12 protein-coding genes are annotated in these 14,934 nt (G+C 68.8%); 9 read left to right on the forward strand and 3 right to left on the reverse strand.

The window, feature by feature from the left end:
* Positions 1–40: 40 nt before the first annotated feature.
* Positions 41–2,146, reverse strand: a complete 2,106-nt coding sequence (locus tag JYG32_RS28225) for a TonB-dependent siderophore receptor (RefSeq protein ID WP_213265785.1) — start codon at positions 2,144–2,146, stop codon at positions 41–43.
* A 438-nt stretch (positions 2,147–2,584) separates the two neighbouring features.
* Entirely contained in the window at positions 2,585–3,226 is a 642-nt protein-coding gene (locus JYG32_RS28230) for a GntR family transcriptional regulator (RefSeq protein WP_213265786.1), read from the reverse strand.
* Positions 3,227–3,320: 94 nt separating this feature from the next.
* Between JYG32_RS28230 and JYG32_RS28235 the strand changes: the two genes are divergently transcribed.
* Positions 3,321–3,797, forward strand: coding sequence for an OsmC family protein (locus tag JYG32_RS28235; RefSeq protein ID WP_213265787.1), 477 nt, complete (start codon positions 3,321–3,323; stop codon positions 3,795–3,797).
* Positions 3,798–3,888: 91 nt separating this feature from the next.
* Here JYG32_RS28235 and JYG32_RS28240 read toward each other — a convergent pair whose 3' ends face one another.
* The gene (locus JYG32_RS28240) at positions 3,889–4,839 is read right to left on the reverse strand and encodes a LysR substrate-binding domain-containing protein (RefSeq protein ID WP_213265788.1); all 951 of its coding nucleotides are present in this window, start codon (positions 4,837–4,839) and stop codon (positions 3,889–3,891) included.
* 114 nt (positions 4,840–4,953) lie between these two features.
* Between JYG32_RS28240 and JYG32_RS28245 the strand changes: the two genes are divergently transcribed.
* The 8 genes from JYG32_RS28245 to JYG32_RS28280 all read left to right on the forward strand — a co-directional run bounded on the left by JYG32_RS28245 (position 4,954) and on the right by JYG32_RS28280 (position 14,850).
* The gene (locus JYG32_RS28245) at positions 4,954–6,705 is read left to right on the forward strand and encodes an IlvD/Edd family dehydratase (RefSeq protein ID WP_213265789.1); all 1,752 of its coding nucleotides are present in this window, start codon (positions 4,954–4,956) and stop codon (positions 6,703–6,705) included.
* Between the two features lie 189 nt (positions 6,706–6,894).
* Complete coding sequence (locus tag JYG32_RS28250; protein ID WP_213265790.1) at positions 6,895–8,253, forward strand: MFS transporter; 1,359 nt, start codon at positions 6,895–6,897, stop codon at positions 8,251–8,253.
* Between the two features lie 50 nt (positions 8,254–8,303).
* A complete protein-coding gene (locus JYG32_RS28255) occupies positions 8,304–9,233 on the forward strand; it encodes a dihydrodipicolinate synthase family protein (protein WP_213265791.1) in 930 nt (309 codons plus the stop codon).
* 25 nt (positions 9,234–9,258) lie between these two features.
* Positions 9,259–10,188, forward strand: a complete 930-nt coding sequence (locus tag JYG32_RS28260; RefSeq protein ID WP_213265792.1) for a Gfo/Idh/MocA family protein — start codon at positions 9,259–9,261, stop codon at positions 10,186–10,188.
* A gap of 74 nt (positions 10,189–10,262) precedes the next feature.
* Complete coding sequence (locus tag JYG32_RS28265) at positions 10,263–11,276, forward strand: arabinose ABC transporter substrate-binding protein (RefSeq protein ID WP_213265793.1); 1,014 nt, start codon at positions 10,263–10,265, stop codon at positions 11,274–11,276.
* Positions 11,277–11,296: 20 nt separating this feature from the next.
* Positions 11,297–12,850, forward strand: coding sequence for an L-arabinose ABC transporter ATP-binding protein AraG (gene araG, locus JYG32_RS28270; protein WP_213265794.1), 1,554 nt, complete (start codon positions 11,297–11,299; stop codon positions 12,848–12,850).
* A 31-nt stretch (positions 12,851–12,881) separates the two neighbouring features.
* Positions 12,882–13,901, forward strand: coding sequence for an L-arabinose ABC transporter permease AraH (gene araH, locus JYG32_RS28275; protein WP_174379525.1), 1,020 nt, complete (start codon positions 12,882–12,884; stop codon positions 13,899–13,901).
* Between the two features lie 46 nt (positions 13,902–13,947).
* A complete protein-coding gene (locus JYG32_RS28280; protein ID WP_213265795.1) occupies positions 13,948–14,850 on the forward strand; it encodes an SMP-30/gluconolactonase/LRE family protein in 903 nt (300 codons plus the stop codon).
* The last annotated feature ends 84 nt before the right edge of the window (positions 14,851–14,934 follow it).

Genomic DNA, 14,934 nt, shown 5'->3' on the forward strand with positions numbered 1-14,934 from the left:
CGTTTTTGCGTCCGCGCGCCGCGCCGTAGCGGCAGCCGTTCTAGAACGAGTACGCGAGCGACGCGAACAGGCTGCGCGGCGCGCCCGGCGTGACCCACAGGCTGTTGTACGAGCTGACGTAGTACGTGCGGTTGAACAGGTTGTTCAGCACGACCGACGCACGCAGATGCTTGTTGACCTGCACATAGCCGTTGAGCTGCACGGTTGCGTAAGCCGGCAGGTCGAAGCCGTCCTGCGTGTTCGCGGTGTTGCCCGCGCGGCGCCCGACGTAGATCACGCCCGCGCCCGCGCCGGCCTTGTCGACGAGCGGCAGCGCGGTTTCGTACATCAGCAGCGCGCTGCCGCTCAGGCGCGGAATGTCGACGAGGCGTGCGCCCGGCGTCAGCACGCTGTCGTGCGTGACCTGCGCATCGACGTACGCGAGGTTGACGATGCCGCGCAATCCGTGACCCAGTTCGCCGTTCCATTCGAATTCGACGCCGCGGCTGCGCACTTCGCCGGCCGCGCGCGAGAACCCGGCATTCGCCGGATCGGCGGTCAGCACGTTGCGCTTGTTCACGTAGAACGCAGCGACGGTCGCGAGCCAGCGCGTGCCAGCCCATTTCACGCCGGCTTCGTAGCCGTGCCCTTTCTCCGGATCGAACGCGCGGCCGTTCACGTCGGCGCCGTTGTTCGGCCGGAACGAATACGCGGTGTTCGCGTACAGCGACAGCGCGGGGCTGGCCTCGTACACGATGCCGAGCCGCGGGCTCAGCGCCGTTTGCAGCTGGCTCGTCGTCACGCCCTTCAGGCGATTCTCGACCGACTGATGAAAGCGGTCCCAGCGCAACCCGGCGAGCACTTTCCAGTGCGGCCCGAACGCGAGCGTGTCCTGCGCGTACAGGCCCTGGCCGTCGTCACGCTCCAGCAGGTTCGTCGCGGTGCGCGGCACGGGCGCCGGCTGGCCGTAGACCGGATCGAAGATGTCGATCGCATACGGCGCGGCGGCCGTCGGCGTCGAGCGCGAGACGAACTGGTCGTAGTTGAAGCGGTACGCGTCGACGCCCATTACGAACGAATGGCCGATGCCGGCGGTGCGAGTCTTGCCGGCCACTTCGACACGCCCCTGCACGTCGTTAGAGTGAAACGCGACCTGCCGGTAGCGGCGCCACAGCGTGCGGCCGTCCGGCTGCAGCGAGAACGCCTCGGACGAGCGGCCGGACAGGTCGGTGTCGCGCTGCGCGAAGCCGGCGTTGACCGACCAGTCGGCATTGAAGCGATGTTCGAGCGTGAACTGGTGCCCGGAGTTGCGCACGTCGTAATCGCCGTCGCGCGGCTCGCCCATGAACCTCGACGCCGGCACCGCACCGAGCTGCCCGTTGACCGCGACCACGCCGCGATCGAGCGGCGCGCGCTGGCGTGCGGTCTCGAATTCGTAGTGGAGCGTCGTGTCCGTGCCGATATCCCACGTGAACGACGGCGCGAACAGGTAGCGCTTGCTCGACACCGTATCGCGGAAGCTGCCGTTGTCCTCGTTCATCGCGATGAAGCGGTACGCGAGCGACTTCGTGACGGGGCCGGTCGAATCGAGCGTCTCGCGCAGCGCGCCGTAGCTGCCGGCAGACACGCCGATCGTGTTCGAGCGCGCGAACTGCGGCTGCTTCGTCGTGTAGCTGATGAGCCCGCCCGGGTCGCCGCGGCCGTACAGCGCGGACGCGGGGCCCTTGAGGACTTCCATGCGCTCGAGCGTCGCGGTATCGCGCGGCACGCTCATGCCGCGATTCCACGAGAAGCCGTTGACGAGGTAGTCGGTGCCTGACGTGCTGCCGTCGCCGGCAAAGCCGCGCACCGCGTAGTTGTCCCACAGGCCGCCGAAGTTGTTTTGCCGCGCGACGCCGGCAACCCAGTCGTACAGGTCGTCACCGCGCGTGGCGGCCACGGTCTGGATCAGTTTCGTATCGACGCTGCTGACCGCGAACGGAATCTCCATCACGTCCGTCTCGGTGTGCGTCGCGCTCGTCGATTCGGGCGCGCGAAACGGTGCCTTCGTGCGCTGTCCGGAGATTTCGATCGCGGGCAGCGACAGCTCCTGAGCATCGGCGGCGTTCAGCCCGGCCGTGCCGACGACGATGGCCATCGGTGCGGCCGCCCATTTCTTCCTGCTCATACCCCGTCCTTCAAAGATTGGTCCGCGTTCGGGCACCGCGGGCCGTCTCGCGCCGGCAACCGTGTTCCAAACAGTACATTTGCGAGCCGAAATTTAATGCAAATGAGAGCTATTCTCAATCGTAAGTTGACCTTGTTGCGTTTAGACGAAAAGGCGTGCGGGAGAACGGGCGGCGCGGTCGGATTTGCCGGGGAGCACCGGACGAGGCGCGTTCGGGTTCGGGGGAGTTGCCGGCGGGTATTGTCCATGCCGTGCGAATTCGGGAAGGGTGCGCGAAAAGCCGAATGACGGCTCACCGACCTGCGCGGTTCACGGCAGCGGTGGATAAGCGCGCTGCGCCGTTCTACGGGCGCAGAACGTCCCGGAAGTGCGAAGACCCGGGCCGCACGGGCCGGTCAGCTGACTGCTCGCATAACCGTGGCCGGACACGTGCCGGCGTCACCCGCCTTCGACGAGCCGCAACACGATGCGCCGAGCCGAATCGAGATGCGCGACGGTCATCGCGCGGGCGCCGCGTGCATTGCGTTCGCGGCACGCTTGCAGGATCTCCTCGTGCTCGACCTGGAACGACGGTGTGTCCGCGAGCAGCGTGGCTTGCAGGCGCTCATATCGTTCGACCTGGCTGCGCAGCTCCGCGATCGCCTTCAACTGCCGCTCGTTGCCGCAGCACGAATACAGCCGCGCATGGAATTCGCGGTTCAGCTCGCCTTGCCGGCGCGGCACGTTCGATTCGCCGAGCAGCCGATGCACGAGTTCGGCGCGCGCGAGCGTCTCGTCGTCGAGCCGCTTCACGCTGCGATAGATCGCGTCGCCTTCGAGCAGCGCGCGCATGTCGTAGATCTCCTGCACGTCGGACGCGCCCAGCATCCGCACGACCGCGCCGCGATTGCGGAAGATGTCCAGCAGCCCTTCGCGCTCCAGCCGCTGGATCGCTTCGCGCATCGGAATCCGGCTGATCCCGAAACGCTCGGCGAGGTCGCGTTCGACGAGCCGCTCGCCGCCGTGCAGCTCGCCGTTGATAATCATTTCCCGCAGCGATGCGGCCACCGCGTCCGCCGTCGAATCGAGTCTGGCTTCCATCCCGTCGGGTTCCTCATTTTGGAATAATGGTATACCAAATGGCATTCCGGTGCCACAATGACCGCCTCACGTTCCGATATCGAAGGAGAGCGAGATGGCCCATGGCGAACATAAGTACCGCGTGACGGTGGAGTGGACCGGCAACCGGGGAACGGGCACGTCGGGGTATCGCGATTACGGTCGCGATCACGTGATCCGCGCGGGTTCGAAGCCGGACCTTCCGGGCTCGTCGGACGCAGCGTTCCGCGGCGACGCGGCGCGCTGGAATCCGGAGGATTTGCTGCTCGCGTCGGCCTCGGCGTGCCATAAGCTCTGGTATCTGCATCTGTGTTCCGATGCGGGGATCCGGGTGCTTGCGTATGTCGACGATGCGGAAGGGACGATGGTCGACAGCGCCGAAGCGGGCCGCTTCACGGAAATCGTGCTGCATCCGCACGTGACGATCCGTGCGGGCGACGATCGTGCGCTCGCCGAGCGGCTGCATCACGACGCGCATGCGAAGTGCTATGTGGCGAACTCGGTGAACTTCCCGATCCGGTGTGAACCGGTGATCGAGGTCGCGGCCGCGTGACGCGTGCCGCGAGTGCCGGAAACCGAAGGGCGCGCGGCGCCTCCGGTTTGGCGCGTGGTCGCGGTCTTCCGAACGTCATCCGGCACGCGCCTCACAACCCGATCCCGTACACCTCCCGCGCAGCCGCCCGGATCGCGTCGGCCATCACCGTGACGGCCGGCGAATGCAGCCGGTCGGTGCGCGTGATGATCCCGAAATCGTCCATCCGGCAATCCATCTCCAGCGGCAGCACCGTGACGATCCCGTGTCGCGCGTAGTAGCGCGCGACGTCCTCCGCGAGCACCGCGATCATGTCGCTCTGTTCGAGCAGTTGCGTGATGAACAGCAGCGCGGACGTCTCGACGAGGTTCGCGGGCGGCGCGAGGCTCGCGCGCTGGAACACGAGTTCGAAGCGATGGCGCAGCACGCTGCCGGCCGGCGGCACGACCCATGCGGCGCGCTGCACGTCCGCGAGCGACAGCGGCGCCTGCGCGAGCAGCGGATGGCCGGGCCGCACGACCGCGGCCACCGACTCGCCGGTCAGCGGCTCGTAGCGCAGGCGCAGCTTGTCGTGTTCGGCGGAGAGCCGGCCGAGCACGATGTCGATCTTGTCCTGCGCGAGATGTTCCAGCAGTACGTTGCTGGTGTCGATCTCGACCGACACGTGCAGGCCCGCATGCGTGCCCTTCACGGCGGCCACGGCCGGCGGCACGAGCCGCAGGCCGGGCGACGTGATCGCGCCCACCGCCACATGCCCGAGATGGCCGGCCTTCAGCGCGGCCAGTTCCTCGTGCGCCTGGTCGAGGCTGCCGAGCGCCGCGCGCGCGTGGCGGATCAGCGCGTCGCCGTACAGCGTCGGCCGCATCCCGCGCGGCAGGCGCTCGAACAGCACCGCGCCGATCGATTCCTCGAGTTCGCGCAGCAGCTTCGACGCGGCCGGCTGCGTCATGTTCAGCGCGGCCGCCGCGCGATGAATGCTGCCTTCGTCGGCGAGCGCGACGACCAGCAGGAGCTGGCGGGTCTTCAGGCGGCTGCGGTTTCCCCACGGGCTGGCATCGGGCATCGTACGGGTTTATATCGATATCGGAATCGATATCGTAATCGCCTAAAACGTCATTAGCGAGTTATCAAAAATCTGCCTAGACTGCGCCGGTATCCCGTCACCACAGGACTGACGATGTCGGCAACAAAACCCAGGCTGCGCTCCGCCCAATGGTTCGGCACGAACGACAAGAACGGCTTCATGTACCGGAGCTGGATGAAGAACCAGGGCATCCCCGATCACGAGTTCGACGGCCGGCCGATCGTCGGCATCTGCAACACGTGGTCCGAACTGACGCCGTGCAACGCGCACTTCCGCAAGCTCGCCGAGTACGTGAAGCGCGGGATCTCCGAGGCGGGCGGCTTCCCGGTCGAGTTCCCGGTGTTCTCGAACGGCGAATCGAACCTGCGGCCGTCGGCGATGCTCACGCGCAACCTGGCGTCGATGGACGTCGAGGAGGCGATTCGCGGCAACCCGATCGACGCGGTCGTGCTGCTCGCCGGCTGCGACAAGACGACGCCCGCGCTGCTGATGGGCGCGGCGAGCTGCGACGTGCCGGCGATCGTCGTGTCGGGCGGCCCGATGCTGAACGGCAAGCTCGAAGGGAAGAACATCGGCTCCGGCACGGCCGTGTGGCAACTTCATGAAGCGCTGAAGGCCGGCGAGATCGACCTGCATCACTTCCTGTCGGCCGAAGCCGGGATGTCGCGTTCGGCCGGCACCTGCAACACGATGGGCACCGCGTCGACGATGGCGTGCATGGCCGAGGCGCTCGGCGTCGCGCTGCCGCACAACGCGGCGATTCCGGCCGTCGATTCTCGCCGCTACGTACTCGCGCACATGTCGGGCATCCGCATCGTCGAGATGGCGCTCGAAGGGCTCGTGCTGTCGAAGATCCTGACGCGCGCGGCGTTCGAGAACGCGATCCGCGCGAACGCGGCGATCGGCGGCTCGACCAATGCGGTGATCCACCTGAAGGCGATCGCGGGCCGCATCGGCGTGCCGCTCGAACTCGAGGACTGGATGCGCATCGGCCGCGACACGCCGACGATCGTCGACCTGATGCCGTCGGGGCGCTTCCTGATGGAGGAGTTCTATTACGCGGGCGGGCTGCCGGCCGTGCTGCGCCGGCTCGGCGAAGGCGGGCTGCTGCCGAACCCCGATGCGCTGACGGTGAACGGCAGGTCGCTGTGGGACAACGTGCGCGAAGCGCCGAACTACGACGACGAAGTGATCCGCCCGCTCGACCGGCCGCTGATCGCGGACGGCGGCATCCGCATCCTGCGCGGCAATCTCGCGCCGCGCGGCGCGGTGCTGAAGCCGTCGGCGGCGAGCCCCGAGTTGCTGAAGCATCGCGGCCGCGCGGTGGTGTTCGAGAACCTCGATCACTACAAGGCCACGATCAACGACGAAGCGCTCGACGTCGACGCGAGTTCCGTGCTCGTGCTGAAGAACTGCGGGCCGCGCGGTTATCCGGGGATGGCGGAGGTCGGCAACATGGGGCTGCCGCCGAAGCTGCTGCGCCAGGGCGTGAAGGACATGGTGCGGATTTCCGATGCGCGGATGAGCGGCACCGCGTACGGCACGGTCGTGCTGCACGTCGCGCCGGAAGCCGCCGCCGGCGGGCCGCTCGCGGCCGTGCGCGACGGCGACTGGATCGAGCTCGACTGCGAGGCCGGCTCGCTGCATCTCGACATTACGGATGACGAACTGCAGCGCCGCCTGTCGGACGTCGATCCGACCGCGGCGCCGGGCGTGGCCGGCCAGCTCGGCAAGGGCGGTTATGCGCGGCTGTATATCGATCACGTGCTGCAGGCCGACGAGGGGTGCGACCTCGACTTCCTGGTCGGCACGCGCGGCGCGGACGTGCCGAGCCATTCGCATTGAGCGGCGGGCTGCGGCCCGCGGTCGCGGACGGCAATCGACAGCCACGGGGCCGGACGGAAAACCGCGCAGCGTCGGCTGCGGCCGATCGCAGGGCAGGGGGCGTACGCACGCGCTGACGCGCCGGCGTATGCCGACAGCGAAGCAGGGAACCCACGCAACAAGTGCCGACGTGGGCGAACAGGAGACAGGATGACGACGCAGTACACGCCCGCGCAACCGGCGGCGGGACAGCCGGACTCGCCGACCGCCGTCAACGAACGGCAACTGACCCGGCTGCTCACGCGCAAGCTCGTGCCGTTTCTCGCGCTGATCTACGTGGTCGCGTACGTCGACCGTACCGTCGTCGGCTTCGCGAAGCTGCACATGAACGCGGCGATCGGCCTGGGCGACGCCGCGTACGGGCTCGGCGCGGGCCTGTTCTTCATCGGCTATTTCCTGTGCGAGGTGCCGAGCAATCTTGCGCTCGAACGCTTCGGCGCGCGCGTGTGGTTCGCGCGGATCCTCGCGACGTGGGGCGCGATCACGATGGCGACGGCGCTGGTGCAGGGGCCGACCAGCTTCTACGTGCTGCGTTTCCTGCTCGGCGCGGCCGAAGCCGGCCTGTATCCCGGCATCCTCTACTTCCTCACGCAATGGTTCCCGATGCGCGACCGCGCCCGCGTGATCGGGTTGCTCGTGCTCGCGCAGCCGCTCGCCGGCATCGTGACGGGCCCGCTCGCGGGGCTGCTGCTGTCCACGCACGGGCTGTTCGGGCTGTCGAACTGGCAGACGCTGTTCGTCGTCAGCGGCCTGCCTGCCGTGCTGCTCGCGTGGCCGACGCTGCGGCTGCTGCCCGAATCGCCGGCGCGGGCGCGCTGGCTGAACGATGACGAACGGCGCTGGATCGCGCGCCAGCTCGCCGCCGATCGCGACACATACCGCCCCGATGCGCACCGCAATCCGCTCGCCACGCTGGCCGACCGGCGCGTGCTGCTGCTCGCGGCGCTGTTCCTGCCGTTCCCGCTGTGCATCTACGGGCTGTCGCTGTGGCTGCCGACGATCATTCACGCGTTCGGCGCGGGCGACGCGGCCACCGGCCTGCTGTCCGCCGTGCCGTACCTGTTCGCGGTGGTCGGGCTGCTGGTCGTGCCGCGTCACTCGGATCGCACGCGCGAACGCTACTGGCACATCGTCGTCGTGTCGGCCGCCGCGGCGCTGACGATGGCCGCGAGCGCATGGGCGCGGCAGCCCGCGCTGCAGTTCCTGTTCATCTGCCTCACGGCGTTCTCGCTTTACTCGATCCAGGCCGTCGTATGGACGCTGCCCGGCGAATTCCTGACCGGGACGAGCGCGGCGGTCGGCATCGCCGCGATCAATTCGCTCGCGAATCTCGGCGGCTATGTCGGGCCGTACGGCATCGGCCTGATCAAGCAGGCGACCGGCAGCCTCGCGGCCGGCCTGTATTTCCTCGCGGCGACGCTGCTGTTCGCGGTGCTGATCACGTTCGTGGTCCGCGCGACGCTGCGCGCGCCGCAGCCGGCCGCGGGCACGCTCGCCCGCGAATCGTGAACGCTTTGTTTTCCGGCTGAACGCCGATTCGACCGACGCAGGACCGAGCCATGACATCGAGCAGCACGCCGCGCTATCGCGGCATCTTCCCGGTCGTCCCGACGACCTTCACCGACACCGGCGAGCTCGACCTCGCGAGCCAGAAACGCGCGGTCGATTTCATGATCGACGCGGGCTCGGACGGGCTGTGCATCCTCGCGAACTTCTCCGAGCAGTTCGCGATCGCCGACGACGAGCGCGACGTGCTCACGCGCACGATCCTCGAACACGTCGCCGGCCGCGTGCCGGTGATCGTCACGACGTCGCACTACGGCACGCAGGTATGCGCGGCGCGCAGCCTGCGCGCGCAGCAGCTCGGCGCGGCGATGGTGATGGCGATGCCGCCGTATCACGGCGCGACGTTCCGCGTGCCGGAGGCGCAAATCTTCGATTTCTATGCGCGCGTGTCCGACGCGATCGACATCCCGATCATGATCCAGGACGCGCCCGCGAGCGGCACCGCGCTCGCCGCGCCGTTCCTCGCGCGGATGGCGCGCGAGATCGAGCAGGTCGCGTACTTCAAGATCGAGACGCCCGGTGCCGCGAACAAGCTGCGCGAGCTGATCCGGCTCGGCGGCGATGCGATCGAGGGGCCGTGGGACGGCGAGGAGGCGATCACGCTGCTCGCCGACCTCCATGCGGGCGCGACCGGCGCGATGACGGGCGGCGCGTATCCGGACGGCATCCGGCCGATCCTCGAAGCGTGGCGCGAGGGGCGCCACGACGACGCGTACGCGCGCTACCAGGCGTGGCTGCCGCTGATCAATCACGAGAACCGCCAGTCCGGGATCCTCGCCGCGAAGGCGCTGATGCGCGAAGGCGGCGTGATCGCGTGCGAGCGGCCGCGGCATCCGATGCCGGAACTGCATCCGGACACGCGCGCGGAGCTGCTCGCGATCGCGCGCCGGCTCGATCCGCTCGTGCTGCGCTGGGCGCACTGAGCGATACGCGAAGGAGGAGTGCACGATGAATGATCGGGTTTCGCTGGGTGTCGTCGGGATCGGCAAGATCGCGCGCGACCAGCATCTTCCGGCGATCGCCGCCGAACCGGGCTTCGCGTTGACCGCGTGCGCGAGCCGCCACGCGGAAGTCACCGGTGTGCGCAACTATCAGGATCTCCGCGCGCTGCTGGCCGCCGAGCGCGAACTCGACGCCGTGTCGCTGTGCGTGCCGCCGCAGGTGCGCTACGCGCAGGCGCGCGCCGCGCTCGAAGCCGGCAAGCACGTGATGCTCGAGAAGCCGCCGGGCGCGACGCTCGGCGAAGTGGCCGCGCTGGAGGCGCTCGCGCACGAGCGCGGCCTCACGCTGTTCGCGACCTGGCATTCGCGCTGCGCGAGCGCGGTGGAGCCCGCCCGCGCGTGGCTCGCGACACGCGCGATCCGCGCGGTGCAGGTGCGCTGGAAGGAGGACGTGCGGCGCTGGCATCCGGGGCAGCAGTGGATCTGGGAGCCCGGCGGCCTCGGCGTGTTCGATCCGGGCATCAACGCGCTGTCGATCGTCACGCGAATCCTGCCGCGCGAGCTCGTGCTGCGCGAGGCGACGCTCTACGTGCCGAGCGACGTGCAGACGCCGATCGCGGCCGAACTCGATTGCGCGGATACCGACGGCGTGCCCGTGCGCGCGGAATTCGACTGGCGGCACGGCCCGGTCGAGCAATGGGAGATTGCGGTCGACACGGCCGACGGCGTGCTCGCGATCAGCCGCGGCGGCGCGCAATTGTCGATCGCGGGCGAACCGGTCGAGATCGGGCCCGAACGCGAGTATCCGGCGCTGTATGCGCACTTCCATGCGCTGATCGCGCGTGGCGAAAGCGACGTCGACGCGCGGCCGCTGCGGCTCGTCGCCGATGCGTTTCTGTTCGGCCGGCGCGTGCAGACCGACGCGTTCGGCCGCTGAACGTGCCGGCGCGCTTCGCCGCGACCGCGCACGACGAATCATTACGACCCAAGCCAGTAGAAAGGAGACACCGCATGAACCGCACGACTCGCACGATTCGCCGACACACGTTGCGCGCGCTGCTCGCCGCGCTTTGCATCGCGCCGCTCGGGATGCAGGGCGCCGCGCGCGCCGACGCGCCGCTGAAGATCGGCTTCCTGGTGAAGATGCCCGAGCAGGCGTGGTTCATCAACGAACAGAACGCGGCGTCCGCGCTCGGCCAGAAGGAGAATTTCTCGGTTGTGAAGATCGGCACGCCCGACGGCGAGAAGGTGCTGGCCGCGATCGACAACCTCGGTTCGCAGGGCGCGCAGGGTTTCGTGATCTGCGCGCCCGACGTGCGCCTCGGCCCGGCGATCGCCGCGCGCGCGAAGCGCTACAACATGAAGTTCGTGACCGTCGACGACCAGCTCGTCGATTCGACCGGCAAGCCGCTCGCGAATGTGCCGCACCTCGGGATGTCGGCGACCAAGATCGGCAACCAGGTCGGCCAGGCGATCGCCGACGAGATGAAGCGGCGCGGCTGGAAGCCCGAGGAAGTCGGCGCGCTGCGGATCACCAACTACGAGCTGCCGACCGCGAAGCTGCGCACCGACGGCGCGACGCAGGCGCTGCTCGCGAACGGCTTCCGCAAGGAGAACATCTTCGACGCGCCGCAGAAGACGACCGACGACGAAGGCGGCTTCAGCGCGGCCGCGCCGGTGCTCGCGCGGCATCCGAACGTGAAGAAATGGGTGGTCTACGCGCTGAACGAGGAAACCGTGCTCGGCGCGGTGCGCGCGACCGAACAGCTGCACATCCCGGCGGCCGACGTGATCGGCGTCGGCATCAACGGCGCGGGCGAAGCGTTCGCCGAGTTCCAGAAGAAGGAGCCGACCGGCTTCTACGGGACGATCGCGGTCAGCTCGACGAACCACGGCAAGGACAGCACGCAGAATCTCGTCGACTGGATCCGCAACGGCAAGACGCCGGCGGCCGACACGCAGACGAGCGGCAAGCTGATGACGCGCGCCAACTGGCAGGCCGTGCGCACCGAGCTCGGCATCTGAGCGGCCGGGGCGAGAACGCGATGACGATGCAGACGATGACGGCCGTGTCCCTCGGCGACGCCGCGGAAGCAGGCGCGCGGCCGCCGGACGGCCCGCTGCTCGCGCTCGACGGCATCACGGTGACGTTCCCGGGCGTGCGCGCGCTCGACGCCGTGTCGCTGGCGGTGCGCGCGGGCGAAGTGCACGGGCTGATGGGCGAGAACGGCGCGGGCAAATCGACGCTGCTGAAGGTGCTGTCCGGCGTGAACCAGCCGCAGGCCGGCACGCTGACGCTGAACGGCACGGTGCAGCGCTTCGCGTCGACCCGCGCCGCACTGGAGGCCGGCATCGCGATCATCTACCAGGAGCTGCATCTGGTGCCCGAGCTGACGGTCGCCGAGAACCTGATGCTCGGGCAGTTGCCGAGCCGGCTCGGCGTGGTCGACGAGCGCACGCTCGCCGCGCGCGCGCTCGATGCGCTGGAGCGGCTCGGCGAGCATATCGATCCGGGCATTCCGGTGAAGTACCTGTCGATCGGCCAGCGCCAGATGATCGAGATCGGCAAGGCGCTGATGCGCGACGCGCGCGTGATCGCGTTCGATGAACCGACGAGCTCGCTGTCCGCGCGCGAGGCCACGCAGCTGTTCCGGATCATCCGCGCGCTGCGCGCGGAAGGGCGCGCGATCGTCTACGTCACGCACCGGATGGAAGAAGTCTACGAACTGTGCGACCGCGTGACGGTGTTTCGCGACGGCCGCCGGATCGACACGTTCGATTCGGTCGCCGATCTCGACCGCGACCGGCTGATCGGCTGCATGGTCGGCCGCTCGATCGAGGACGTGTACGGCTACCGGCCGCGCGCGGCCGGCGACATGCTGATCGAGGCGAAAGGGCTGACGGGGCCCGGGCTCGCCGAGCCTGTGTCGTTTACCGCGCGGCGCGGCGAGATCGTCGGCTTCTTCGGGCTCGTCGGTGCCGGTCGCTCGGAGCTGATGAAGCTGCTGTACGGCGCGGTGCGCCCGACCGCTGGCTATGTCGAGCTGGGTGGGCGGCGTGTCGCGTTTGCCGGCCCGCGCGATGCGGTGCGCGCCGGCATCGCGCTGTGCCCGGAAGACCGCAAGCAGGAAGGCATCGTCGCGATCGCGTCGGTGGCCGACAACCTGAACATCAGCGCGCGCCGCCATTTCAGCCCGGCCCGCATGCTGCTCGACACGCGGCGCGAACGCGAACTCGCGCAACGCTACATCGAGCGGCTCGCGATCAAGACCCGCGACGGCGACACGCCGATCGGCGCGCTGTCCGGCGGCAACCAGCAGAAGGTCGTGCTGGCGCGCTGGCTGGCCGAGCGCATCGACGTGTTCCTGATGGACGAGCCGACGCGCGGCATCGACGTCGGCGCGCGCGCGGAAATCTACAACCTGTTCTACGAACTCGCGGAAGCGGGCCGCACGGTGATCCTCGTGTCGAGCGATCTGGCCGAGGTGATCGGCGTGTCGGACCGGATCGTCGTGATGAAGGAAGGACGGATCGCGGGCGAAGTGGCGAAGGCGCAGGCGACGCCCGACGCGCTGATCAAGCTCGCGCTGCCGCGCTAGCGGCTTGCTGTTCAACCGGAATGCAAATGACATGAGCCAGGCAATGCAACCCCAACGCACCTCCCCGTCCCCTGATGCCGCCGCCGCGCCCGCGCGAGCGCGCGGCGGCGTGTGGCAACTGATCAACCGCTCCGGCATCGTGATGGTGTTTCTCGTGCTGTTCGCGACGCTGTCGCTGACGGTGCCGGACTTCCTCACGCCGCGCAACATCCAGGGCCTGCTGCTGTCGGTCACGCTGATCGGCTCGATCGCGGTGACGATGATGTTCGTGCTCGCGCTCGGCGAGGTCGACCTGTCGGTCGCGTCGATCGTCGCGTTCTCGGGCGTCGTCGCGTCGACGCTGATCACCGCGACGCACAGCGTGCTGTTCGGTACCGCGGCCGGCGTGCTCGCGGGCGGCGCGGTCGGGCTCGTCAACGGCGTGTTGATCGCGCGCTACCGGATCAATTCGCTGATCGTCACGCTCGCGATGATGGAAGTCGTGCGCGGGCTCGCATTCATCACGTCGAACGGCGACGCGGTGATGATTTCCGAGGAACGCTTCTTCGAACTCGGGTCCGGCTCGTTCCTCGGCATCTCGTATCCGATCTGGAGCAACATCGTCGGCTTCGTCGTGTTCGGCTTCCTGCTGCGCAAGACGGTGTTCGGCAAGAACGTGCTGGCCGTCGGCGGCAACGGCGAGGCCGCGCTGCTCGCGGGGCTGCCGGTGATGCGCATCAAGATCGCGGTGTTCGTGCTGCAGGGGCTCGTGACGGGCTTCGCGGGCGTGATGCTCGCGTCGCGGATGAGCCTCGGCGATCCGAAGACGTCGGTCGGCCTCGAACTCGGCGTGATCTCCGCGTGCGTGCTCGGCGGCGTGTCGCTGACGGGCGGCGTCGCGACGATCTCCGGCGTGCTCGTCGGCGTGCTGATCATGGGCGCGGTGCAGGACGCGATGAGCCTGCTGAACGTACCGACGTTTTACCAATATCTGATACGCGGCGGAATTCTGTTGCTCGCGGTGCTGTTCGACCAGTATCGTCGCAATCAGCGGCGCGCGATGAAGATCTGACGAGAGCGCGGCCGCCCGCGAATGCGACAAGATATCGGGAGACGGCATGCAACAGACTCATCCGGCCGCGTCGGCGACGCTGCTGGCCGACAGCCGCAACACGCTCGGCGAAGGCGCGACGTGGTGCGATGCGACACACGCGCTGTACTGGACGGACATCGAAGGCGCGCAGTTGTGGCGATGCCGCGCGGACGGTTCCGACCTGACGCCGTGGGCGATGCCCGAGCGGCTCGCGTGCTTCGCGCTGACCGACGATCCGGACGTGCTGCTCGTCGGGCTCGCGACGCATCTCGCGTTCTTCGACCTGCGCAGCGGCGCGTTCACGCGGATCGTCGACGTCGAGCCCGAACTGCCGACGCGGCTGAACGACGGGCGCTGCGATCCGTTCGGCGCGTTCGTGCTCGGGATGAAGGACGAAGGTGCCGAACCGCCGCGTGCGGTCGGCGGATTCTACCGGCTCAATCCGGATCTCACGCTCGAACGGCTCGCGCTGCCGCCGGCGGCGATCGCGAACAGCATCGCGTTCTCGCCGGACGGTTCGAAGATGTATTTCTGCGATTCGCTCGCGCGCGAGATTTTCGTCTGCGATTACCGTGCGGGCGGCGACGTCGCGAACGTGCGGCCGTTCGCGCGCCTGACCGACCCGGACGGCGACCCGGACGGCTCGACGATCGATCGCGACGGCGGCCTGTGGAACGCGCAGTGGGGCGGCAGGCGGGTCGTGCGCTACGGGCCGGACGGCGTCGAGACGGCGCGCGTCGACGTGCCGACCGCACAGCCGAGCTGCGCAACGCTCGACGGCGAAGGTCGCCTGTACGTGACGAGCGCGCGCGTCGGGTTGAGCGACGACGCGCTGGCAAGCGATGCGCATGCGGGCGGCGTGTTCGTCGCGCAGACGCGGCATGCGGGGCTGCCGACCGCGCGGTTCATGCCGAAGCGCGCGACCTGAACGCCACGGCGCGGCCGGCGGCCGGCGGGCGCGGCATCGTCGCACGACCGCGCCGGCCGCCACGCGGCGATCGGCACATTCACC

This window comes from Burkholderia pyrrocinia, from assembly GCF_018417535.1.
GTDB lineage: Bacteria > Pseudomonadota > Gammaproteobacteria > Burkholderiales > Burkholderiaceae > Burkholderia > Burkholderia pyrrocinia_E.

Bases quoted from the DNA above. Each gene is read 5' to 3' on its own strand.
- JYG32_RS28255 (WP_213265791.1), top strand. From the start codon at position 8,304: ATGACATCGAGCAGCACGCCGCGCTATCGCGGCATCTTCCCGGTCGTC.
- JYG32_RS28240 (WP_213265788.1), bottom strand. From the start codon at position 4,839: ATGCCCGATGCCAGCCCGTGGGGAAACCGCAGCCGCCTGAAGACCCGC.
- JYG32_RS28250 (WP_213265790.1), top strand. From the start codon at position 6,895: ATGACGACGCAGTACACGCCCGCGCAACCGGCGGCGGGACAGCCGGAC.
- araG (WP_213265794.1), top strand. From the start codon at position 11,297: ATGACGATGCAGACGATGACGGCCGTGTCCCTCGGCGACGCCGCGGAA.
- JYG32_RS28245 (WP_213265789.1), top strand. From the start codon at position 4,954: ATGTCGGCAACAAAACCCAGGCTGCGCTCCGCCCAATGGTTCGGCACG.
- araH (WP_174379525.1), top strand. From the start codon at position 12,882: ATGAGCCAGGCAATGCAACCCCAACGCACCTCCCCGTCCCCTGATGCC.
- JYG32_RS28280 (WP_213265795.1), top strand. From the start codon at position 13,948: ATGCAACAGACTCATCCGGCCGCGTCGGCGACGCTGCTGGCCGACAGC.
- JYG32_RS28265 (WP_213265793.1), top strand. From the start codon at position 10,263: ATGAACCGCACGACTCGCACGATTCGCCGACACACGTTGCGCGCGCTG.
- JYG32_RS28225 (WP_213265785.1), bottom strand. From the start codon at position 2,146: ATGAGCAGGAAGAAATGGGCGGCCGCACCGATGGCCATCGTCGTCGGC.
- JYG32_RS28260 (WP_213265792.1), top strand. From the start codon at position 9,259: ATGAATGATCGGGTTTCGCTGGGTGTCGTCGGGATCGGCAAGATCGCG.
- JYG32_RS28235 (WP_213265787.1), top strand. From the start codon at position 3,321: ATGGCCCATGGCGAACATAAGTACCGCGTGACGGTGGAGTGGACCGGC.
- JYG32_RS28230 (WP_213265786.1), bottom strand. From the start codon at position 3,226: ATGGAAGCCAGACTCGATTCGACGGCGGACGCGGTGGCCGCATCGCTG.